Here is a 23,183-nt window from a genome sequence, read left to right on the forward strand (position 1 = left end):
AAATTAAATGGGATTATGAAATAAGACTAGGGGGACCGCGAAGAGTGATAGAAGTTAAATCTAAATAGAAAAGTGGTTCATCAGATGTGATAAATGGACCAGCAACTTCAACATCAGTCGCACTTACAATTAAAGTTGATTCAAGATCAGGAGAATCAAGACAGCTGATTCTTTTTCCATGAAGACACACGCTACAACTATCATGGATATTTGATATTTCATGAGAGTCATCGTGGGTATGAATCGTTGCAGCTAAGAAGCTTGCAAAGAATGCAATTAGTAATGTAAGTCTGGCGTAACGTAACATCAGACAAATCTTATCAGGAAGCTTTAAAAAATGTCTCGTTTTTTTTCAACAATAGCAAATATTTAGATGCGCAACATCTGACCTATAAAGAGGTTATTTGAAGATAATGAGTTACGTCTTCTAATTTCCCTCGCCGTCGTGTTATACAGTCTTGCAATGCGAGAGAGGCTATCTCCTCTTTTAACGCGATAACGAAATGTACGGACACCTTTTGTTACATCAAGTTTTTGCCCTATATAAATTCGGTTAGAGTATAAACCATTTAAGCGTCTAAGATAGGACACAGATAATCCATGACGTCTTGCAATCTTTCCTAAGAAGTCATTCTTCTTAACAAAGTATACTTTCTTCCCAACGACACCCTTGTACTCATCTAAGCGTAGAGTTAGTTTTTGTCCCGGATAAATGCGACTTCCTTTAATTCCATTTATTCTTTTTAATCTTTTTAAAGAGATCTTATACTTTCTAGCAATACGAATTAGAGAGTCCCCTCTTCTAACTTTGTAGCGAGTTGGAAATGAGTTTAATTTTCCCCACTGACGATTTGAAGAAAGCTTCTTTTGAATTTCTTCTACGTTTGTATAGTCATTTCGAGGAAGCCAAACAGCATAACTTCTAATCCAATTAGGTGTTCGTTTATATTTTAAAGCAGGATTAATTCTTTCTAACTCTTTACGATCAACTTCAAAGTGCTTGGCTACTTCAGCTAGCCTTACACCGCCAGGTACTTCAATAAGCTTTAAGTCAGGATATTTTTCGACTTCAGCAATTGCATTTGTATCAAAGCCAAACTCTTCCAAGTTTTCTCCAACATAGGCAGCGGCCAAAAACTTTGGAACATAATTTCTCGTCTCTCTTGGAAGAAGTTTACGATCAACGAGCTCCCAAAAATTTCTTGTCCTTCCTTTCATAATGGCACGAAGAACTCTAATTTCACCGCAATTATAAGCTGCAATTGCAAGCTCCCAAGAATTGAAGACATTATATAAATCTTTTAAATACTTTGTGGCCGCTTCAGTACTATGAATTGGATCATGTCTTTCATCAACTACGCGATTGACTGCTAAACCATAGCGACGGCCAGTTCCCTTAATAAATTGCCAAGGTCCAACCGCCCCAGCATGTGACAATGCTCTTTGATTAAATCCACTTTCAATTAGAGGAAGATAATATAGCTGATAAGGTAGCTCCTCTTCTTCAAGAACTGTTTGAATTACTTCTTTATAATACATCCCTCTTTCAATGAAGCGCTGAAACCTTTCGCGGTCTTTGGAGGCAAAATAAGTGATCCATTTTTTTACATGCTTATTCTGATATAACTCCATCTCATGGCGAATATCATCGTCGTATTCATAAGAAATAGTATTACTACCATTATTGATATCATTACTTTCAACGCGCTTTGGAGACTGTCCACAGCTAATGATGATTGATAGTGTTGATAAGATTATTAAAGTATTAATTGATTTTGACATTTTAGTTTTCATAGAGAAATTCTACGATGAAATAAATGACAAAAGGAATGCAGTATTGGCCTAATTAGACAAAACCAAAACCCTCAAGTTTACTTCAGTAGCTCATCTGAGACGTCTGAGACTTCAATCTGAAGATCAACATCTTCATAACGCTCAGGAACATTAGAAAGCTTCGCCTGAATTAACTCTTCAAGTTTTCTAATTGAGATAAGTCCTTCATCAGACTTCTTCCAAATCGCATATAAAGACATTCTAATTGGCTCACCTACGCGAAATGTCTTAATACCTTCATAATCCTCTAGTGGATTCTTTGGTAAGAACATAACACAACGGCCACGGGCACATAGCTTATGAACAAAGTCCAAATGATCGCTATAGACCTTTTCCTTTGGAACAATTCCATTCTTTCTAAGATGCTGATAAATAACTTTATTAAGAGTCTTATCCCAATTACTTTCGGCAAATGGAATATTAACTAGTAGGTCCTTGTGATCACGGAACTTTCCATAGAGATCTTTTGAACAGCAGAATACAAGCTCGAATGAGCCAATTTCAGCAACTTCTAAGCTTTTTCTTTTCGGCTTTCTTAGAGAAATTCCCCAGTCAATATAACCTTGTAACAGGTTATCAACGAGAATATCATGTCCAACTTGGCGAAGTGTATTAACGGTACCGTATTGAGTGTAGAGGTCCCAATATTGAGAAGCGAACTCTGTCGCTAAGTCGTGAGAAATTGTTTCTTCTATTCCGATAGAAACAGGGTAACCACCAACAACATCTTCCGAGAAATGTTCAAGAAGTTTACTTCCCTCTTCAAAGATCCCCTTAGTGCGCTCAAATAATTGCATCCCTTCTTGAGTAAGAGTTAGGCCTTTTGAGCTACGATTAAAGAGCTTCATATTGAATTTATTTTCGAGGCGTTTAAGTTGTTCACTTAGTGTTGGAGACGAGGTTCCAATAATTTGTGCGCCTTTTTTTAAAGACTGGACCTTTGCTACTTCATAGAAGCAATATAGGTGGTTCCAATTAATGTCCTTGAGTTTCTCCAAGCTTATACCCCTAATCATTAAATTCGTCTCCTAGCTTAACAAGTTGAACATAAATTAGCAAAAACCTAAGACTAGGTCCTAACTAACTAAAAATAATCAATTCTTTTGATTTTTTAAGCTTCTAAGAATTAGAAGAAATTGGGAAAACTTGGTTTAGAACGAATAAGACAATTTTTGTCGTGCGTTCAATAAAGTTTTGAAATAATTTTTTAAACATAATAACTACCTTTCTTGCTTACTAATATTAAACTTGTGGAAATCGATACCTTCTTTTTGAAACTCTGCATAAAGCATTGTTCTCATATCGTTTCTAAGCTCCCATGCTTCTGATGGGTTTTCCGCCCAAGCGGCCAACCAGCATTCAACAGCATCTTTTTCTAAATTCATCACCCACATTGTTGGGTCCTCAACATCGCAATAATACGATGATTTCTTTGCTGCCATTGTTCCTATCTCTTTCACCCTTTCAAGGTCCGTTCCAGGAGCAATGAAAAATGAAATATGGGTCCAAACAAAGCTGTCATTAATCGTGTAATTCAAAATTTCTTTTTGTAGAAGTTTTGAATTTGGAATAACAACACGAATCCAATTCCATTTTTTTACAACTGAATAAGTTAGTCCGATCTCTTCTATAATCCCGTAGTTATCATCTATCGTTACTGTATCTCCAATCTTAATAGACTTGAAGAAAGATATAATAACTCCAGCAAAGAGGTTCTCTAAAAATGGTCTTAGAGAAAAACCGGCAATAACTGAAACAATTGCTGCAATCAATGAGACATAGACTGTTGGAATCTTTCCAAGATAAGGAATTGAAACAAAAATCGACCAAAGAATAAAAATTAGTATTGGAAGTGCTCTTGTCATAAACGAGAAGCGGCCTTCAATACCTTCAGCTCCCTGTGACTTTAATTCCTTCTCCTGATCATCAACCGGAGAATCTGTCTCAACGGCATCAATGATATCTCTTCTCTTGATGCCTCTTAATTTCTTTCTCTCTACTCTTTTAATATTTAAAAGAACAAAGAAATACCCTCCTAAAAATAGGAGGGTAACTGTAATAGGATATAAATAACTAACTACTAAATTCTTGAGATCCATCATTTCCAAATTCTGCCGCTTGCTGAGTTCTGGCGTCTTTCACCTTGTTAGATGAAATTATATCATTGAACTTCGTCTGTGACAGAACTAGGTAAGTTATTAGACCCATAACAATTCCTGGTGCAACTTCATAAATGATTCCACCAAGGCCTTGTACCATCCAAATAACTGTCGTAGCACCACCAATTACCATCATGGCAATTCCTGTAAACTCTGAAACCTGCTTCTTCATTGCATAAACAAAGAGTAGAGGTCCAAAACAAGCTGCTAGAATCGACCAAGAAAGAAGAACTAATTCAAATACGTTCTTACTTCCATATAGCGCAACAACTAATGCAATAATTGTTGTTAATGCTGTCGCTAATTTTGTTAAATAAACATTATCTGATTTCTTTGGCATTAAATCTCTCGTAAATGCCGCTGAACAACTTAGTACCTGAGAGTCAGCTGTCGACATTGTTGCTGCAAAAATACCAGCTAGAACAACACCAATTAAAATCTCAGGAAGAAGCATTTGACTCATCATTGGAAGAGCAAGTTCAGCATCAAAGTTAGCTGAATTTGGCAGAAGTAATCTAGCTGTAAGCCCTGCTCCAATAGTCATAACAGTAAATGCGATGAACCATGCATAGTAATACATTCTTGTTTTATTCATGTGTTTCGTATCATCAATAGTCATGAAACGAATCATAATATGTGGCTGGCCAATTACACCAAATCCTGCAAATACCCATCCAAGGATAAAGAGGAAGACACCAGAGGCGCCGCCAACTTCAAGGCCAGTAGGCATGAAACTTAAATAACCAGGTGAAACTGCATTTAGCTTATCAACGTATTGTCCATAACCACCAACTTCGTTAACACCTACTACAAAGAGCATCCCCATAGCGACAATCATAACGAAAGACTGAGCAGCATCGGTCCAAATTGAGGCCCTAATACCACCTGATAGACAGTAAGCGAAAACAATAATGGCACCAATAATTGCACCAGTACTATAGTCCCATCCAAAAAGAACATGTAGTGCTTTTGAACCGGCCTTAAATTGGGCAGCAGCATAAACACCTAAGAAAATAAACGTGATTAGACCCGCAATGAATCTAAGTTTTTTAAAGCTTGTTCCTCGTTGCCATCTTGATAATACCCCACCGAAACTTAATAAATCTTCGGCTTCTGTTACTTCTCTTAGTTTCTTATGAACAAACATACTCATGATGTAGTCACCAACAATCCAACCAATCATAATCCATGAAGACTGAATCCCGCTGGTGTAAGTATAACCAATTAAACCAATGAACATGTAACCACTGTTGTTTGTGGCAACCGCTGAAAGAGCGGCCATCCAAGGAGGAGTGTTATGTCCTGCTAGGAGATAATCTGAGTTGTTTTTCTTACTTTTAAAACTTGAAGAAACTCCAATCAATGTGAACAGGAGTAAAAAAAAGAGGAAACTGTAAACAATCATTTAGCAATCCTTTCTTTTTGAGCCCTTTTCTTTTTCGACTTGTACTTAGTCTATAAAACCCACAATCACAGTTATTGCGGGCAAGAAAAGAACTCTTGTTTATTAATAAAAATTATCAATTTAAAAATATTTACTTTTTTAAAGGACTGAGAGGCAATTATCCTCATCTTCAATTAGGCTTCTACGAACGAAACCTAAAGGCCTGAGCGCCTTCCCGTGTCCTTCGTCATTACCAGTTTTTCTTTTTGGTGCGCGGTGTGCAGGTTTTTGATCCTGTTCAAGTGCACCATAACTAACTAATTGTACTAACTTTTCTGTTTTTTTATTATTCATATACCTACCTTAACACTGTCTGGATTTATTAAGAATTGCTTACCCCACTAATTAGGTTATACCTAATATATTGGTTATAGCGATTTCTTAATTTCGAATGAGCGATTAGCTGCTTGCTCTAAACCTGCCTGAATTCCACTACTTAACTCATCTCGACGAAATCTGTCGATTGCCTCAATCGTCACACCTTTCTTCGATGTCACCTGGCCAATCATATCTTCCAGATCCATATCAGACTTTTGAAGTGCACTCTTGGCACTTCCTCTAAATAGTTGAGCAACTAGAGCTCTTTGATCTTCTTTTTTGACGCCCCACTCTCCTAGGGTTTTCTCCATTGCGGCCATGAAATAATAAATATATGCAGGGCCAGATGCAGAGACGACTGTTACCTGATCAAAAGCATCTTCATTTTCAAGTTCAAATAACATTGAGTTCTTCTTTAGAATTGTACTAAGAAAGTCTTTTTCACTATCTTCAACAGCTGGAGAATAGTGAAGAAGACAAATTCCTTCTCCGTGTTCCATAGGTAAACTCGGCATTAAGCGTATAACCTTAGGTGCGCTTAGAAGTTCACTTACTTTCAATTGACCGATTCCGGCCATAATCGAAATAATCACCTTCTCACTTAAATCAACACCTTCTAGCATTTTGGCCAACTCAGAAAACTGCTGTGGTTTACAACCAACCATAATGTAGTCAGCTTTTGCTACATCTTCTAAGTTTTCTAATACGCTTCCCCCAACTTCCTTAGCAAGTTCTATTGCTCTTGTTTTGCTTGGAGTAAATGTTAGAAACTCAACTCCTTCTTTATTACTATCATTCATTGCGCGTACTACCGCGCCGGCCATGTTTCCACAGCCAATTACTGCAATCTTCTTCATTGAAATCTCCTAGCTTCTAATCTGACCATCACCTACGACTACATAACGAGATGTTGTCATCTGCTCAACACCCATTGGCCCGTAAGCGTGTAGTTTAGTCGTTGAAATACCAAGTTCAGCACCTAGTCCAAGCTGTCCACCGTCATTAAATCTAGTAGAAGCATTTACCATCACACAACTTGCATCAACACTACGTAAGAACGTTTCACAATTTTCTTGGTTATTTGAAACAATACACTCAGAGTGGTTACTACCAAACTCATCAATATGTGAAATCGCTTCATCTAAACTATCAACTGTTTTGATTGAAAGAATATTATCTAAATATTCTGTCGACCAATCTTCATCTTTAGCTGCAACAAAATCTCCCTTTGTTGCTTGAGAAAACTTTTCGTCAACTCTAAGCTCAGTTCCTTTTGCAAGTAAACGCTTAGCAATTTGATCATTAACTTTTGGTAAAATATCTTTATGGATTAGTAATGTTTCAATCGCATTACAAACTCCAGTTCTTTGTGTCTTTGCATTCTCAACAAGATTTACGGCCTTTTCAATATCAGCATCGCTATCAATGTACATATGACATAGCCCTTGATAGTGAGCAATAACAGGCATCTTAGCATTTTCAAAAATATGATTAATCAGTCCATGACCACCACGTGGTACAACTACATCAATTTCTTCTTTAAGAGAAAGAAGACCGTTTAATTGTTCACGACTATCTGATGCTAATACTGAGACTACATTCTTATCAACATACTTTGAAATTGAATCCTGAATAATTTGACCAAGAATCTCATTTGAATGTTTCGCTTCTTTACCACCTTTTAAAATAATGGCATTTGAAGACTTAAGAGCAAGAGCAGCACAATCGACAACGACGTTTGGTCTACTTTCAAAAATCATAAGAATTACACCAATTGGTACTCTTTGTTTCTTTACTCTAAGTCCTAAGTCATTTGTAAATTCATCATAGAAGCTACCGACAATTTCAGGTTGATCCTTGATTGTCTTTACACCTTTGATAATGTCATCAATTCTCTCATCAGATAACTTAAGACGATCAACCATTGCTTTATTTAAATCGTTCTTAAAAGCTTCATCAAGATCGAGCTGATTCTTTTCAAGAATAAGTTTACGATTTGAGTCTAGTCCTTTAATTAGGTCATCAAAGATTAAATCTTTTGTTTCTTTATTAAGCTTTAATAGTTGCTTTGAAGCTTTTCTAACTGTTTTAGCTAATTCTTTCATTTTTATTTTCCTTTATTATATCGTGTTCTAAAATTAAATTAATCGTATGAATGACTTCAATAGATGTTCTAAATCCAATTAAGTCTTCAATCTCATCACTATGGCGTCCTTTAATCTGTTCAACTTCAGTATTTCCATATTCACAAACACCTGAAGCGAATACTTCTCCATCACAGATAATATCCACGCAGTCTCCCTTATAGAATTCTCCGTAAACATCAATAATACCTTTAGGAAGAAGTGACTTACTCTTCTTAAGGGCCTTATAAGCACCGCGATCAACTTCGATGTAGCAATTTGGCTTCTTCATCGATAATAGCCACGCCTTTCTCTCTTCAGGATCATAAGCATTCTTAGGAGCAAAATATGTCCCAAGATCCTTAGTCAGTGGATCAAGAATAATGCGATCAGCATCAAGAGAGCTGATAATTGCCTTAATCCCAAGTGGTGTAATCTTTGTTACAGCATGGACTTTTGACTCCATCCCACCTTTACCGACAGCTGTTTTACCTTGAAAGTTAACCGAATCGAGAACGTCACTTCCAAATGGAACTTCTGCAATTCTCTTAGCATCAGGATAACCTGGGTCTTTGTCATAAAGACCATTAGTTGATGTAATCATTAATAATGCATCAGCGTTAATCATTTGCGCGGTCTGAGCAGCGAGATGATCATTGTCACCCAGAGCAATCTCAGTAAAAGAGATTGAATCATTCTCATTCAAGATTGGTGTAATATTGTTTTTAAGAAGAACATTAATATTCTGCTTAGCATGTAGATTTCTCTTACGATTTCTAAAGTCATCGTGAGTCAATAAAATCTGTGAACAAAGCTTTTCGTTCTCTTCAAATAATCTTGAGTAAGTATTAATTAATTTTGGCTGGCCAATGGCACTTGCTGAATGTTGAAGATCAATCTGCCCCTTTCGTGGTAGATGTTTCTTCAAAAATGACTTTCCAACACTAACGGCACCTGAACTTACCAGAACGACCTCAATACCTGAGTCAATTAATTCAGAAATATCCTCAACTAATTTTCTCAATCTTCTCGTATCTAAGTTACCGTTTTTCTTTGTTATTACGTTACTTCCGACCTTCACAACGATGCGCTTGACACCCTGCAGCTCTTTACGGAGTCTCATTAATTCCCCTTATCTTGGTTTAATAAGAAGATGCCACAAATTAAGGATAACCTAAAGTCAGTATATTACGTATTAGGTTTTACCAAACATGACATAGGGGCATTTGAATAAAAATATATGTGACGTATGATGTAGAAAACATGGAGGTATTAATGTTTATAAAAAGAGGAAGTATACAGCGACAGAGCAACGATACAACACCTATTCTGATTAATCCACAAGGTAAGCGCTATGAAGTGAGTTTTTTAGCTGCTTTCATTTGGGATCACCTCGATGGAAGAAGTCCGCTTCAAGAAGTTGTGACAGAAGTACAAAAAGCGGCCCGTATTGAAAAGCCAGGGCTATACAAAGTCGCTGAAAATATTGTTTCAGACCTTAAAAAGGTCGATTTAATAACAGAGACATCTAGTGAAATGAGTCAGCGTTAGATCGCTAAAACTTACTCGTGATTTATATCGATTAAGGCCACACATTGTTGTGGCCTTTTTTATTTGCCAAGTATTTCCCTCAACATTTACACATCAGGTTAAATTAATTTTTATGAAATATAAAAATAGGTTTTCGTTGTCTTTCAATTTAAGACTATAATGATGTCACATAATTTATTTTTGAATTGGAGTAATTTTGACTACAAAAACAGTAAAACTAAGAAAGGTCGAACGTATTAGACCTGATAACTTTGAACAAGAAGATCACTTTTATCCGAAAGCACTAAATTCACAACTACATCCACTAGTGAGTAACTTTTTAAATTTAGATCATGAAAGGATTATTAAAAGGTATAGTCACCTAAATCCTCAAATATGTACTGATACATTAAGAGATATACTTTCATACGAAACTCAGCATTTCTTTTGGGGAGGTTCAGACCTCTTCTATGTTACGACAGAAGCAGGTAACCGCCGTATGGTAATCCTTGAAACAAACTCATGTCCTTCAGGACAAAAGTCAATGCCACCTCGTACTGATGCTGATGAACACCGTGGCTATAAGTTTTTAATTGAAAATTCATTTATCCCAGCATTAAAGAAAAGAAAGAAGCGACTTCCAAAAGGCTCTCTTGCAGTTATTTACGATAAGAACTATATGGAAACTTCTGGTTATGCATCGACAATCGCTGACTTAACTGGAGAAGATGTTTATCTAATTCCCCACTTTCATGGTGAAGAGCAATTCATTACTTTTGAAGATGGTGTAATGCAACTTAAGCTTGAAACTGGTGAGATCATTCCAATTAGAGCAGCATTTCGCTATGTTACCCAAAAGCCATGGAATAGAATTCCTGCAACGACTAAAACATTTATTTATAACTCAACTCGAGTATGCTTAGCTGGTGGACGTAATAAACTCTTAGCAAATAAAGCGTATGAACTTTATAATTCAGAGCTTGCCGAGTCAGGTCTTCGAATCAACATGCCTGAGACAATCAAAGACGTTAACAAGCTTGCCGTTCCACTATGGGTACAGAAGTTTGGAGGTAAGGCCGTTATTAAAATTCCTTATTCAAATGCCGGACAAGGAGTTTTTACTGTAACAAATCAAGATGAATTAGATGCATTTATGCAAATGGATTATCCATATGATCAATTCATTGTACAAAGCTTAATTGGCCACTATGAATGGAGTTCGACGAGTGAGCATGGTAAGTTCTTTCACATTGGAACTGTTCCTAATAAAAAAGGAAATATCTATATTGCTGACTTAAGGCTTATGGTCTACAACTCACCTTCAAAAGGTTTCATGCCTTGTGCAGTTTATGCGCGTCGAGCGAGAAAGCCACTAGAAGCAGACTACCCAAAAAATAGTTGGGATGTTTTAGGGACAAACCTTTCTGTTAAAACAGGTGAAAACCAATGGGATTCTGATACATCTAGACTCATGCTTATGGATAGAAAAGATTTTAACTCACTTGGTATTGGTACAGATGATCTAATTGAAGCTTATATTCAAACAGTTCTAACAATCGTTGCCATTGATAAAATGGCCCAGTATCTATCAAACAAGAAAGGTGGATTTAAGAAGAAGTTATTTAAAACACTTGATAATGATGAATCATTATTTAATGAAATTATGTTCTAGGAAAAGAAATGAACGATATAAGAATTATTAAAGCAACTGAAGAAATTGATATTAATAGCTATGAGCTGGGAGAAGTTCACAGACTTCAAATTCTTCTTTCAGACAACTCCATGGGGGTACCGTGGAGAATTCCAATCGTCATCATCAGAGGAGTTGAAGACGGGCCAGTATTTGGAATTACTGCGGCCGTACATGGTAATGAGTTAAATGGTATCTCCACAATTTTTAAATTAATTGAAGAATTAGATCCCAAAAAAGTTAAGGGAACATTAATCATGGTTCCTATAAGTAACGTTCCAGGCTACTTAAATAATCAACGCGCCTTTATTGACGGTGTTGACCTAAATCGAATCATGCCAGGAAAACTAGGTGGTAATACAAGTAATATCTATGCTCATTATTTTACGAGCAAGATTATTTCAAAGTTTGACTACTTATTAGATCTTCACACTGCAAGTCATGGCCGTGTAAACAGTCTCTATATTAGAGCTGATCTTGAAAATGAAGAAACAAGAACATTGGCCTTCCTGCAAAATCCACAAATTATTGTACAAAAATACGATGAAAGTGGAACACTTCGTGCTTGGGCAAATGACCAAGGTATTCCAGCTATTACAGTTGAAATTGGAAATCCAAATGCATTTCAACATACATTAATTGATGAAACCCTTGAAGGAATCAGAAACACACTCCGTTATTATAATATGATCGAAGGTGAAGTTCACGATATGGTTACAGATGCAACAATTTGCGATCATTCATACTGGATATATTCAACAAAAGGTGGAATTGTTGATGTTCTACCAAAATTAACTGATCGTATTAAAAAAGGACAAGTCATCGCTAAGGTATATGATGTCTTTGGACAAGTTAAAGAAGTTATCTGTGCAAACAAGAAAGGAATTGTCATTGGTAAGAATGTAAGACCTAACTGCGAAGCAGGAACAAGGATCTTACACTTGGGTGTTGATTTTATGGCCCCAGACCCAGAAGATATTCCAGGTCATGATGATTACGAAATTACAGAAAAATAAAAAAAGGGCCATTCATGTGGCCCTTTTCTTATAAATTCATATTTAATGTCAAACCTACATTCGTTCGATCAGCTCGTATATCCTCTGCGATAAAACGAATATTTGGCGCTATCGAAATATCACGATTGAAGAAATAAGTTCCTGCGATAGTCTGTTGCAATACTCGCTTTTCCATTTCACTCTCTCTTCTCATTTGATAACGAGAATAAATGTCAGAGATAAGTCGAATTGAAATATTTCTTCTCAGGTACATTTCTGTCGATAAACTGAGCTGGTAAGTTCTCTCTGTTTGATATGGTAGTAATGACATATCAAAACCCATATACTTTGTTTTTGATTTATTAAAAAAGTATTGTGTAAAAGTTGCTGATGCAGCGATATAGGCAAATTTAGCTATTCGATAGGCCATGGCCTGAGAAAAAGCTGCAGCACCTTGATACCCATAATCTTTTTCAGTACCACGAGTTACGTGTTGGTATTTAACAAATGATACATTTTGTAATTCACCAAGATTATAAGTTTTAAAGTATGAGAGTACAGGATTATCAATATCTAATTCTTGTGAATTATCATCAAATTCTTTTTGAATAGTTGAAGTTGAAGCCGTGTGATTTGAATGAAATGGAGTTGCCATATACATACCGGCCTGAAGAGAAATATTGTCAGATTTAGTTAATCGATACTTTGCTCCAAACACACCAGAGATATTTGAAAGAGACGGTGTCCCTTGCGCATTTTTAATATTTGGTCTTTCAGCACTTGTTAGATCATTTATCGCTCCGCCTTTATAAGCGAATGTTGAATAAAATGACCACCTTTTTAAAGAGCCCGATAAAGTCTTAAGCGTTGGGTTTTCAATAACCTCTTCTTTTGTATCAAAAGATGATGCCTTTTTTACTTCTTTTTTTGAATTCGCTACTGGTGCAGCAAAAGTCATACTTGATACTAATATCAATGTTAAAATTTTCATTTTATACTCCATTTATTTAAAAAAGCTTAAAAAGCTTTCTCCTGTATTTTGTGTATTATATGTTGTCTCATTCGTTAAATCGTTAGCAATCATTGCAGATCTCCAAGACATCAAGCTTGTTTGAGGATCAGCTATACCGTGGCCATGGCGACTAAAATTCATTGTATAAATCTTTCCAGAATTAATATTTGTTAAAAGGCTATAGTCTTGATTAACAATCACTCTTCCTTGATGATCTTTTTGAATAACATCGGTTAATGAATCTAAGAATTTTGGTAGAACGCTTTTAAAGCCTGTTGCTAAAATAACAATATCTGCTTTAAATAACTCCTCACTTTCTGACATTAAATTATCAACTAATAATGAGTAATTACTTCCATTATTCTCTATACCTTTAAGCCAGCGCATTGGCGCAATTTTATATTCAGGTAACTTCTTTAAGTAAAACTTATCTAAATAAAGCTCATTATACATCTCTTGTAAATATTGGGGAGTATTGCCATCACTGGCAAGAAGCTGTGCTTGAGTATAGCTATCTTTTTGTTCTTGAGGTAGGGAATGAAAGTTTAAAACAAATTCAGGTGTGAAAATTTCATTTGTAAATGGTGCCTCATCTAATGGCTGCAGATTTTGTCTCCCACTTAATAAAGTTACACTCTCAACTCTGCCCCACATACCATTTAAAGAATTTCTAAATGTCTCAACTCCAGTTTGTCCTCCACCAATAATAACAACTCTCTTACCTTCAAGATTTAAGTTTTTCATGTACTTTGACTTAGCATGAAATACCTTGTCAGAAAGATGTGACTGAGCACACTCTGGAATATTCTTAGTTGGCCCAGAGGCAACACAAATATTCTTTGAAAAATAAGAGCCATCTTCTTTTATTACTTCAAATTTTTCACCATCATGTTTAATGTCAATCACATTAGAATTAAAGTCGATATCTTGGGCAAGTTTTTTTGAAACCCATTTACAATAGTCTTGAAATTCATAACGGTTAATGGCCTTACGATCTGTATTTAGGAAATGATAGAATTGTCCATTTTCCGTTAAATAATTTAAAAAGCTAAACTCACTTCTTGGATCCACAGGGGTAACTAAATCCTTAAGAAAAGATGTTTGCATCATAGCATCACCAAACATTAATTCCGGATGCCAGCTAAACTCAGACTTATTATCTAGAAACTTTTTACTAACATTATTAAGGGGATTTAATAATGCTGCTAAACTAAGATTAAAAGGACCTAAGCCTATACCTACAATATCATATGTCGTCTTCATCACTTACCTCTACTTATCCGACAAAAGGGGATTTTTTATATTATTACCAAGCATTGGCTTTAAACGTTGCGCTGTTTCACTGTAACCAGCAACAAATCGCACAGAATTAACCAATACTTTTTCAAATTCTACTTTTAATAAATTTATATTCTCACCAATATTCTTATCATCTTGATAATTTGAGATCACTCTACCGAGTAAGTGATAGAAGTCTCTTTCTTTATAATCTAGGTTTTCTTCAACAACTCTTGAGAAGTAACGAAGAAGCGTTACAAAATGACCTGTAATAAGATCATGGATTAAATACTCAGGGGCAAGCGTATCAAGAGAGACTCCAAAGTCCTCATTTATATGCTTAGAATTTGAGGCCATTCTAAAGTCGCCATGAAAGTCTTTTATAATTAACTTCTGAGGAGCTCCATTTTTTAAGATGACAATAGTATTCTGCCCATGAGCGACTAGTCCTAGTCCATGTTCGGCCTGAAGATGATAAAGAGGGATAACCACTGATTTAAAGTATTGTTTTAACCATTCTTCACACGTAAGTCTTGATTGTTTAATGTACTCAGCTACAAGGGAGCCCTTATCATTTGAAAATAATAAGGCGGCCGTTGGTATAGCAATTTCATTATCCCCTAACTTTGACTCAACACTTTCGCGCCAAACACATCCTAATAATTCTTTATAACGATAAGATCCGCCAGAAATCCGATCAAACTCTGGCATTGGACAACTAATCGCTGCGACTTCCTTTAGAACTATTACCTTATCTTTGAGAATATTATCGTCTGCGATGATCTTTTCAATTTTTTCAGATAGACGATGGCCATCCTTAATATATTTTTGAGGAATCCCTCTTACACACGAAGTATTAAGGATGGAAATCGCTAGTTTTAGATCATACTGACTCCCCTCAGTATCTGAAGACAAAGTACGAATAGATACTTGAGGGGTATAAGTTGCCCCTAACTCTCCAAGAGAGATAATTATATTTTTATAGATAAGCGGCGCAAATTGAATACTGATATACTTATTCCATTGCCATGGATGAACTGGAACAAGTAAGTAATCATCGAAATTAAGATCATAACTTGCAATCTTTTCTTTGATTTCTTTAAGCTCACTCTCATCAAATGAATCTGAATACAATGTAGAAAAAGCTAATTGTGTCTCATCTAGGCCCCAGATAAGATTGTTCTTTGCGATTGCGCACCAATGAACTTGATAACTATTACGTGACTCAGGAGCATATTTTTCTAATTCGCTCTTTCCCCATCCTAGACGTCCTTTATTCATAATGATTTTTGGATGCCCAGATAGGATTTGATCAACAGATTTAAAGTTATATTTTGCAATTTCTTCAATATTTATATTTTTTAATGTCTCATTTAAAATGAGATCACCATAAATTGTCTGGTTCCCTTCCTCAATAAATTGAGCAAGAGTTTCATCAGACATTTTACAAATATCTTGAACTTCATAAAAGAAGTCTGCCAATGTATACTCTTTTACGACTTTCCCATTACTATATTTTCTAAAGGATTCTTCTTCTATTTGGAGATTATCCCAAACACTTATACGTCCAAGAAATGTATAATAAACTTCTTCAGATATCTTTAAATAGAAATGACTATGATTATATTCAATATCAAATAACTCTTCATATTGAAGTTCTTCAATGGCCTTTATAATAAGCTTCTTATGAAGATTAAAGAATTCATGACTATTCATTTGTATTCTCCATATAAAAAAGCTCTCGACTAGCTTTTAAGAGATTAGATCTTTTATGAGGAAAGTCGAAAACACCTTCATGAGACCAGCCAGGAAGTAGTTCAGCTAACTTTAAAACCTTTTTATTATCTTCACGTGGCTCTCCCCAAATACTTTGAGTGCGCTTATCATCTTCAAAGATAAACTTTGTTAAATGAAAGATAGATTCATAAACTGCTTTTGTTCTTAAGTACTTCTCTTCACCAATTAAAATATGAATTCCACGATCATAGATATTGGCATCACAATATGGGGCAATACGATCATCAAATGCCCAATAAACTTCAAAATATCCTGCCTGTTGGCCATTGATATCGACAATTATTGGTAATTGAAATGGTGAAGACTTAAGGCCTTGAATATATTTTGCCAATTCATCTTTTGAGAAATTCATTTCCCAAAACTCATAGATATACTCTTTATTATGCCACTCATGGAATTTATCAATATCTTTATCTAAATCAAATGCACGAAGAGATATCGTTTGGCCAGAGTGAGTCTTGCACTCATAAAGAGTCCCTTGATATTGACGAGGTCGTCTTAGAAGAGAAACTATTGGGTTTTCGATTTGGTTATAAATATCCCAAGGGTTAGCTATTGTATTTTCATTAATATTAGTAATACAGCATCTAAAGTTTCCTTTTTGAAAAAGAGTTTCTGATTCAAGGAGAAATTTAAGAAAGGATGATTCTTTATATCCCTTAAAAATAAAATTTCTAAATTGATTTAAATGAAAGATCTCTGCTTTCTCATCTCCATTAGCGAGAGATATGATTGTATTAAAAACTGAGTTTATTATTAAATAATAAGTATAAACCTTATTTACATCATCTGGATTTAAAATATTCCCCTTAGTCTTGCTAATAAAATCATATTTTTTGCCAAACTTCTCAACACTCTTAGAAGTGAAGCCAGTCCCCTGACAATCACGATAGACTGCACCAATAGGCAGGCCATCTTTCATTCTTAAGATAATATTTTGCATATGAGCACCTAGAAGTACTCCATGCTCCTCTGAGAGCTTAATAAACTCTCCAACTACATTTTCAAGAAAAGCTGAAAACCAATTCTTACGAGCTAAAAAGAAATTACCAGTTTCAAGTTTTAGGTTTTTAGCATTTTCTTCTACTAACGTCGTTAAGTGAGACTTTCCAGTATATGGATTCTCTTCGGCCAGTGTTGCTAAGAGTAGACAATTATCACTTGCAAAATTCTCTCGTAATTGAATCGTTGATTCTATTATTGCACTTCCATCATTATTTTTAAGTGCAACATAAAATGGCTCATACAGGACTTCAAATTTCTGGCTAAATTCATCGACCTTTTCATTTTTAAAAACAGTCTCCATTTGCATACCGCGAATGGCCTCTTCAGGCTGAAGATGACGAATTGAATTAGTGAGCTTTACATCCATTGAATACTTAACTAAGTACGGAGCATCTTTTGAATATAGTGATCGAAGAGATGAAAGGGCACACCATTTTCTTCTCCCCTGTAAAATTTTTGTGATAAGTCCACTTTGTAAGAGGGTCTCGACTTCATTCTTTTTGGCCAAACGACTCCATTGCCATGGATGCATAGGTATATAAATATAGTCCTCTTCAAGTTCTTCAAGGTCAAAATTGGCCAATTCATTCATGGCCTTATGAACATTTATAATGTCACCATTTGTATAAATGACAGAAGAATGGCACTTAAGCCAAATTAAATTAAACTCATTTTTAAATTCTGGTGAATATAACCTCATATCCTCTTCGTTCATTCCATTTTTACATTTTGGGTATGGATGAAACGGATGGCCTAAGAGCATCAATTGTTCACTTGAGAGATAGTCATCAATTATAATGTCTCTATTTTCATATTCTCTTAAAATAAGTTCCATATTATTTCGAGAGTTCAAAACATTATCAATAAATGATGTATCTACTTCATTAAATCTTTCACATAGAATGGGTAGCATTTCATCAAAAGAGACTTCCTCATTGTTAAACAAGATCTTACCTGAATAGCGGTGACCACCTAGCGGAGAATATGCAGCTAATTCAAAGGTTAAACAATTCAGTTCATTGACTTCAACGATAAGAGCATCATTTGAAAACTTAATAAAATTCTCTTGAGAATAATCACGTGCCAAAGAATTAATAAGAGAGCGGATACTGTACTTATTTGCTAATATTCTTGGATTAGAGCTAATCATTACTTACTCCAACATAGGCTTTACTCAACTTTAGGCGAGAATTTTTTATAATCATGTAAACAGATAAAAATGTTAAAATTGAAAATATGAACATTATATAAACATCTAAATTAAGCTTAATTACTGTCCCTGCAATTATGGCCCCACAAGCATTACCTAACGTTTGATAAAAACTTATCTTACTTGCCACAATACTTTTTTGATCTGTGACATATTGTCCATAAATAAATCCCATGTAACAAACTGGGATAATTGCCGCTGCGATTGCAAATAATAAAATGAAAGCAACTAGAGTTGTGATACTAGTAATTAGTGAAAATGCGTAAAAGCTAGCAATGAGTGAGACAACACCAAAAGTTATGAAAATGTATGATTCAAGAAGTTTATATTTTTTTATTATAAATTGAATAAGGACAAGACAAAGTGTAGCTAAGGTTAAAGACCAATAAATAGTGGCCGACTGTTTTGTTGCCTCTTCAAAAATAGAACTTACAGCTTTTGTAATTCCTGTATTATAGAATGATGATATAAGAGTAAAAAATAAAGGAATTAAAAACAAAGGCTTAAACCTTACTTTCTTATCTTTTATTTCATCACTTTCTTCTTTGTAGTCTTCTTCACAAAGAAGAATTCCTTTTCCTGCTCGCTCCCATCCATTTAAAGATACTGCAATAATGAACACCATTAAGATCACTAAACTCATATTTAAGTTAAATGCGAATACACCACCTAAAATTAATCCAAAAAGACGGCCAATATTTAAGAACATTGTTGTATTAAGAACACCATCGCTAGATTTAGTGTGAAAACGTAAATTAATTAATTGAGAGAATGGAACAATGCTACTTGCAGTTGAGGCATGGATAATTCTTGATATGATGAATAGCCCAAATGCAGCGATTGGACTACTCACAAGAAATACCAGTAAGAGAAACCCATAAGAGAAGAAAATCCCAAAGAGTCCCACTCGATATACCGTAACTGGACTTAAACTATTAAATAAATTTCCCCAAACTCTTGTCATCAAAAGAAAGTGAAAAATTGAAAGTCCATAGAAGATAATAATTGTCGTAATATTTAAATTTGTTGCTTCTGAGATCATTGGAAGAAGTCCCAACAATATCATTTGTGAAGCGCCAAAAATGAAGCATAATAAGGAGATGGCCTTAACAAATTTATTATTAATTTGAACTTGTGAACTCATGAGACTTCTTTCCTTACTACTTTATCTTTTAGACGAAGAGTAAAGCTAAGAATATCCTTCCATGAAATTCCTAAGTAAATAAGAAAGAGTCCACTTAGTGGCCAATTATAATCAGAGGAAACAATGAAAATAATAAAAATAAATGCGCTTGGTAAAACGATCTCATTTAAAGAAATATTCACATCATTTAAAGTCGAGCCATCATACATTTTTGATGTAGAACTAAGTAATCGTTTTCTAAATAAGAAAATATAAATTCCACTGATTGGAATAAATGAAATGACTAATCCTAAAATACTCCAAATGACTTTTAAGATCACCCCACCATAATCACCGAAGTGTAGTGGTTCAGATAGAATAAGTAATTCTAGATACCAAGGAAGTGAAACAGTTCTAATTAAACTTCCTGTGATAGCATCAACATAAGCAATTTCATGATGATGCTCTTCATTTTCCATAAGAATCACAAAGTGATTTGGAACCGAAAACTCATTATCTGGAAATGAGATAAAGTCATATTCAAGATGTGGCAGCTTTTCTTTTAGCTCATCATAGATATCTAAAACTGAAACATAAGTGGCATTTTCAATAACTCTTGCATTTTCTTGTTGGGCACGAACATTATCTCTTAAGAAGAGGCCTATCAGTGTACTATTGAAAGCAAGAATTGTTCCTGTAAATGTCACGATCAATAGCCAAGCACATGTCTTAACTCCAATTATCTTATGGAAGCGACCTAAGAGAATTCGAGAATTCATATTCCTTATATTTCGGTAGAATTTATTAGAAATAAGAGCACCACTAATAAGTGCAATTAAAAAGAAAAGCCCCATTAGTCCAATTAAGATCTTCCCCTTACCTCCTAGGAGAAGTTCTCGGTGAAGCTTTAGAATGAAATCGATAACTTTATTAGAAGTTTGTGATTTAACAACTTCCTTATCGATTGCATTACCTGCCATATCAAATTTAAGACGTGTGGCACCTTTAAACTTTTCGATACCTGGCTCGGTTACTCTGGCATTAATATCACCATCATCACCTTTAAAAATAGAAAGGACTTTCTTACCTTCATACTTAGTGGAAATGAAATTTTCAATTTTTGAAAGAGATGATTTTTCTGAAATAAATGACGTTCTTTGTTCAACAGCTTGTACAGGTGCGAGCTCGTGTCTCCATACCAACACAACACCAGTAAGTCCTAAAATTAAGAAATTCACGGCCAAAACAAGGCCAAGGATTCTATGTATTTTTAAAAGTTTTCTAATTAATGAGCTCATATCTAAAATAAAAACAGGGCCGATCAAATTTCTTTGAAGGGCCCTGCTTCATATCAAGGATTTTTTTATAGTCTTTTATAAACCATAAAATCGATTCCAATATGTGTTGCACCAGCTCCACAAACTTCAGCAGCTCCAGCAGCAGGAACCATTAGTGTTGCGTGGTGAGGGTGTCCCCAGTATAGGTAGTCATTGTACTCAAGCTGAGAATCAAGGATTGCCTTACCTTCCGAACAGTCAGCAGCGGCATCAACTTTTGAGAAAGCTCTTGATTCAAGAAGTTCGATTGTTGACGCATCGTTATCAGCAAAAAGAAGTGAAGAGTAAGAACATTCAACACCATTTGCATTTTCAAAAGTTGCTTTAATTAAAACATTATCAAGTGTGTAATCAGTCGATAGGTCACCCCATACTACATTCATCCCAGAGTGAGATGAAGGTGCATTTGTATAATCAGAGTAAGCTCCACATACATAACCTTTGTTAGCAGCAAGCCATCTCTCACCTTCAAGAACTAAGTCAGTTTGAGCAAAAGCTGTAATTGAAAGTAATGAAACAAGTGCAATAAGTGATTTTTTAAACATGTTATTCTCCTTAAATTTAATACTTTTGTTAGTATGGAGAATAATTATCGCCACTGGTTTGATATGTCAAACAAATATCAGCAATACTAAACAAATGATTACGCACTCAAAATAAAAAAAGGAGGCTAAAACCTCCTTCTAATAATAAAATCGTATAGTTATAATCTTCTCTAGCTTAATATAATTGTTGTAAATAGTGTATGAACTCGCATATGGTCCTCCTTTTTTATGTGACCAGTATATGAGTTGATATAATTACTAGCGAATAATTTCCTGGAAGAGCTGTTTGAAGGCACCGAAATAAGCTCTGAGTTCCGACTTTTTAGAATGCCCATATGAAGACAAGTAATGTATTATGTTGCGGCGATGAAAAGCGTGCGCCCAGTCATAGGCCGTCATCTTATTTGAATTTTCAATTTCAATATTAGATCCATTTTGAATCAGTAATTTAAAAAGGCTCAAATCCCCTTTTTGTGCGGCCTTCATAAGAGGTGTATTTCCAAGATGATCAAGACAATTCGGATTTGCGCCGGAGTTTAACAATGTGTGTGCAAATGAACGATGCCCATTTTCAACAGCGACGTGAAGCGGTGTTTGGCCTTTTTGGTTTCTTACCTCTAAATTAATCTCTGATACAGAAAGTAATAAGATGCTCAGCTCCTGAACATTTCCTCTCTGGGCCCATTTAAAGATTCGCCTATCACTCATTAACATCTCCCTAAAATAAAATTTTAATCACCTGTATAGGAAGAAGAAACTTAATTATGTTAAATTTAGCGCGGAACGCATCATCGTATTTTATTGAATATCAAGGATTTGTTAAGAAATTATTTGATCTTTTACGTCGTTCTTTAGACAATAGTACCCTAATTAAAAACATACACATGGAGTGAAAATGAGAAATTTAGTTAAAAGCTCAAAGCTACTTATGCTTCTTCTAGCAGTGGCAATGGCAGCACCTGCTCAAGCGCAAGAAGAATCAAACAAGGAAGACATTGATAGTGAAATTACAAACGCAAGACTTAGAGCACAGTCTGGTTCAAAGTCTGACTACTCTTTATCTCTATCAATGGGATACAACGGTGGTACACTAGATGATATCTTTGGTGAAGAGAGACCAGATATCTATGGTGATCCAGAAACAGAAACAAAAACATCTTTTGGTGGTTCATTCTCAGGAAGATACCGTTTCAACAAAAATGACAGTATGACTGTTGGTGCAGGTTTTTCTGTACTAAACCCATGGGGACATTCAGAAGGTAACGTTGATAATCCATATATCGGTTATTCAAGAATTTACAAAATTGGTGACTTCCAAACTTCAACTTCTGCAGACGTAACTTTTGGTACAGCTGAATCTTACAAGAATGTAGACCTAAGACAAGTTGTAAGTGCTTCACACAATATGATGAAGAACTTTGAAGGAACTAACCTTACTATCGGTGCTTCAGTTTCATTAAGTGCATACTTCTATGGAAATGAGCCAGAAACAGTAGTTCCAAAAGATGCTCTTACTGAACTAGCAGTAGGTTTCTACCCACAACTAGAGTACAGATTCAATGATATGTTCTCATTCAGAACAGTATTTGGTTACTTCAACTACCAAAAATCAAGAGGTGAAGATTCAAACTTCTTAAGAGCATATGAATACCAATCAGTTGGTGTAGGAATTTCTGTAACAAGAGATATCTACGTATATCCAAATATTCAGTTCCTTGCTGATGATCTTGACTCAGACAAGACAAACTTTGCAATCTCTGCAGATATCAATATTCTTTAATCAA

Annotated in this window: 21 protein-coding genes; 4 read left to right on the top strand and 17 right to left on the bottom strand. The window is 35.1% G+C overall.

Translation table 11 applies throughout. The annotated features are described in order from the left end of the window. Nucleotides 1–13 precede the first annotated feature (13 nt). The 9 genes from DAY19_RS07330 to proB form a co-directional block, all read right to left on the bottom strand. Entirely contained in the window at nt 14–307 is a 294-nt protein-coding gene (locus tag DAY19_RS07330) for a hypothetical protein (protein WP_115360916.1), read from the bottom strand. 62 nt (nt 308–369) lie between these two features. Then, on the bottom strand, nt 370–1,794 hold the full coding sequence (locus DAY19_RS07335) for a lytic transglycosylase domain-containing protein (protein ID WP_115360918.1): 1,425 nt from the start codon (nt 1,792–1,794) through the stop codon (nt 370–372). 77 nt (nt 1,795–1,871) lie between these two features. Continuing rightward, entirely contained in the window at nt 1,872–2,831 is a 960-nt protein-coding gene (locus DAY19_RS07340; RefSeq protein ID WP_158536829.1) for a LysR family transcriptional regulator, read from the bottom strand. Between the two features lie 222 nt (nt 2,832–3,053). Then, nucleotides 3,054–3,935 (bottom strand): mechanosensitive ion channel family protein, encoded by an 882-nt coding sequence (locus DAY19_RS07345; RefSeq protein ID WP_120404462.1) that lies wholly within the window; start codon nt 3,933–3,935, stop codon nt 3,054–3,056. Beyond that, nucleotides 3,907–5,397: a sodium/proline symporter gene (locus DAY19_RS07350; protein WP_115360924.1), complete on the bottom strand. Its 1,491-nt coding sequence runs from the start codon at nt 5,395–5,397 to the stop codon at nt 3,907–3,909. The genes DAY19_RS07345 and DAY19_RS07350 overlap by 29 nt, the downstream gene beginning before the upstream one ends. Nucleotides 5,398–5,535: 138 nt before the next feature. Further along, nucleotides 5,536–5,730 (bottom strand): hypothetical protein, encoded by a 195-nt coding sequence (locus tag DAY19_RS07355; protein WP_115360925.1) that lies wholly within the window; start codon nt 5,728–5,730, stop codon nt 5,536–5,538. A 74-nt stretch (nt 5,731–5,804) separates the two neighbouring features. Further along, a complete protein-coding gene (locus tag DAY19_RS07360) occupies nt 5,805–6,611 on the bottom strand; it encodes a pyrroline-5-carboxylate reductase family protein (RefSeq protein WP_115360927.1) in 807 nt (268 codons plus the stop codon). A 9-nt stretch (nt 6,612–6,620) separates the two neighbouring features. Next, the gene (locus DAY19_RS07365; protein ID WP_115360929.1) at nt 6,621–7,859 is read right to left on the bottom strand and encodes a glutamate-5-semialdehyde dehydrogenase; all 1,239 of its coding nucleotides are present in this window, start codon (nt 7,857–7,859) and stop codon (nt 6,621–6,623) included. Further along, entirely contained in the window at nt 7,843–9,000 is a 1,158-nt protein-coding gene (gene proB, locus DAY19_RS07370) for a glutamate 5-kinase (protein ID WP_115360931.1), read from the bottom strand. The genes DAY19_RS07365 and proB overlap by 17 nt, the downstream gene beginning before the upstream one ends. Nucleotides 9,001–9,152: 152 nt before the next feature. On the opposite strand from proB, the gene DAY19_RS07375 reads away from it, so the two are divergent. The 3 genes from DAY19_RS07375 (at nt 9,153) to DAY19_RS07385 (ending at nt 12,113) form a co-directional block, all read left to right on the top strand. After that, complete coding sequence (locus DAY19_RS07375) at nt 9,153–9,428, top strand: PqqD family protein (protein WP_158536830.1); 276 nt, start codon at nt 9,153–9,155, stop codon at nt 9,426–9,428. A 196-nt stretch (nt 9,429–9,624) separates the two neighbouring features. Next, nucleotides 9,625–11,079 (top strand): ATP-grasp domain-containing protein, encoded by a 1,455-nt coding sequence (locus DAY19_RS07380; RefSeq protein WP_199506628.1) that lies wholly within the window; start codon nt 9,625–9,627, stop codon nt 11,077–11,079. Between the two features lie 8 nt (nt 11,080–11,087). Further along, complete coding sequence (locus tag DAY19_RS07385) at nt 11,088–12,113, top strand: succinylglutamate desuccinylase/aspartoacylase family protein (RefSeq protein WP_115360936.1); 1,026 nt, start codon at nt 11,088–11,090, stop codon at nt 12,111–12,113. A gap of 28 nt (nt 12,114–12,141) precedes the next feature. On the opposite strand, the gene DAY19_RS07390 is transcribed toward DAY19_RS07385, so the two are convergent. The 8 genes from DAY19_RS07390 to DAY19_RS07425 form a co-directional block, all read right to left on the bottom strand. Beyond that, complete coding sequence (locus tag DAY19_RS07390; RefSeq protein WP_133296911.1) at nt 12,142–13,083, bottom strand: hypothetical protein; 942 nt, start codon at nt 13,081–13,083, stop codon at nt 12,142–12,144. A gap of 12 nt (nt 13,084–13,095) precedes the next feature. Further along, a complete protein-coding gene (locus tag DAY19_RS07395; RefSeq protein ID WP_115360940.1) occupies nt 13,096–14,367 on the bottom strand; it encodes a lysine N(6)-hydroxylase/L-ornithine N(5)-oxygenase family protein in 1,272 nt (423 codons plus the stop codon). Between the two features lie 9 nt (nt 14,368–14,376). After that, nucleotides 14,377–16,098, bottom strand: coding sequence for an IucA/IucC family protein (locus DAY19_RS07400; protein ID WP_115360941.1), 1,722 nt, complete (start codon nt 16,096–16,098; stop codon nt 14,377–14,379). Then, a complete protein-coding gene (locus DAY19_RS07405; protein WP_115360943.1) occupies nt 16,091–18,334 on the bottom strand; it encodes a GNAT family N-acetyltransferase in 2,244 nt (747 codons plus the stop codon). The genes DAY19_RS07400 and DAY19_RS07405 overlap by 8 nt, the downstream gene beginning before the upstream one ends. Then, complete coding sequence (locus tag DAY19_RS07410; protein ID WP_115360945.1) at nt 18,327–19,538, bottom strand: hypothetical protein; 1,212 nt, start codon at nt 19,536–19,538, stop codon at nt 18,327–18,329. The genes DAY19_RS07405 and DAY19_RS07410 overlap by 8 nt, the downstream gene beginning before the upstream one ends. After that, the gene (locus tag DAY19_RS07415; RefSeq protein WP_115360947.1) at nt 19,535–20,815 is read right to left on the bottom strand and encodes a PepSY-associated TM helix domain-containing protein; all 1,281 of its coding nucleotides are present in this window, start codon (nt 20,813–20,815) and stop codon (nt 19,535–19,537) included. Before DAY19_RS07415 ends, DAY19_RS07410 begins: the two co-directional genes overlap by 4 nt. Before the next feature lie 65 nt (nt 20,816–20,880). Continuing rightward, entirely contained in the window at nt 20,881–21,399 is a 519-nt protein-coding gene (locus tag DAY19_RS07420) for a hypothetical protein (RefSeq protein ID WP_115360949.1), read from the bottom strand. Nucleotides 21,400–21,657: 258 nt separating this feature from the next. Further along, entirely contained in the window at nt 21,658–22,107 is a 450-nt protein-coding gene (locus tag DAY19_RS07425; protein WP_158536831.1) for an ankyrin repeat domain-containing protein, read from the bottom strand. Nucleotides 22,108–22,294: 187 nt separating this feature from the next. Between DAY19_RS07425 and DAY19_RS07430 the strand changes: the two genes are divergently transcribed. Next, on the top strand, nt 22,295–23,179 hold the full coding sequence (locus DAY19_RS07430) for a hypothetical protein (RefSeq protein ID WP_115360953.1): 885 nt from the start codon (nt 22,295–22,297) through the stop codon (nt 23,177–23,179). The last annotated feature ends 4 nt before the right edge of the window (nt 23,180–23,183 follow it).

The sequence above is a fragment of the Halobacteriovorax vibrionivorans genome (genome assembly GCF_003346865.1).
Lineage (GTDB): Bacteria > Bdellovibrionota > Bacteriovoracia > Bacteriovoracales > Bacteriovoracaceae > Halobacteriovorax_A > Halobacteriovorax_A vibrionivorans.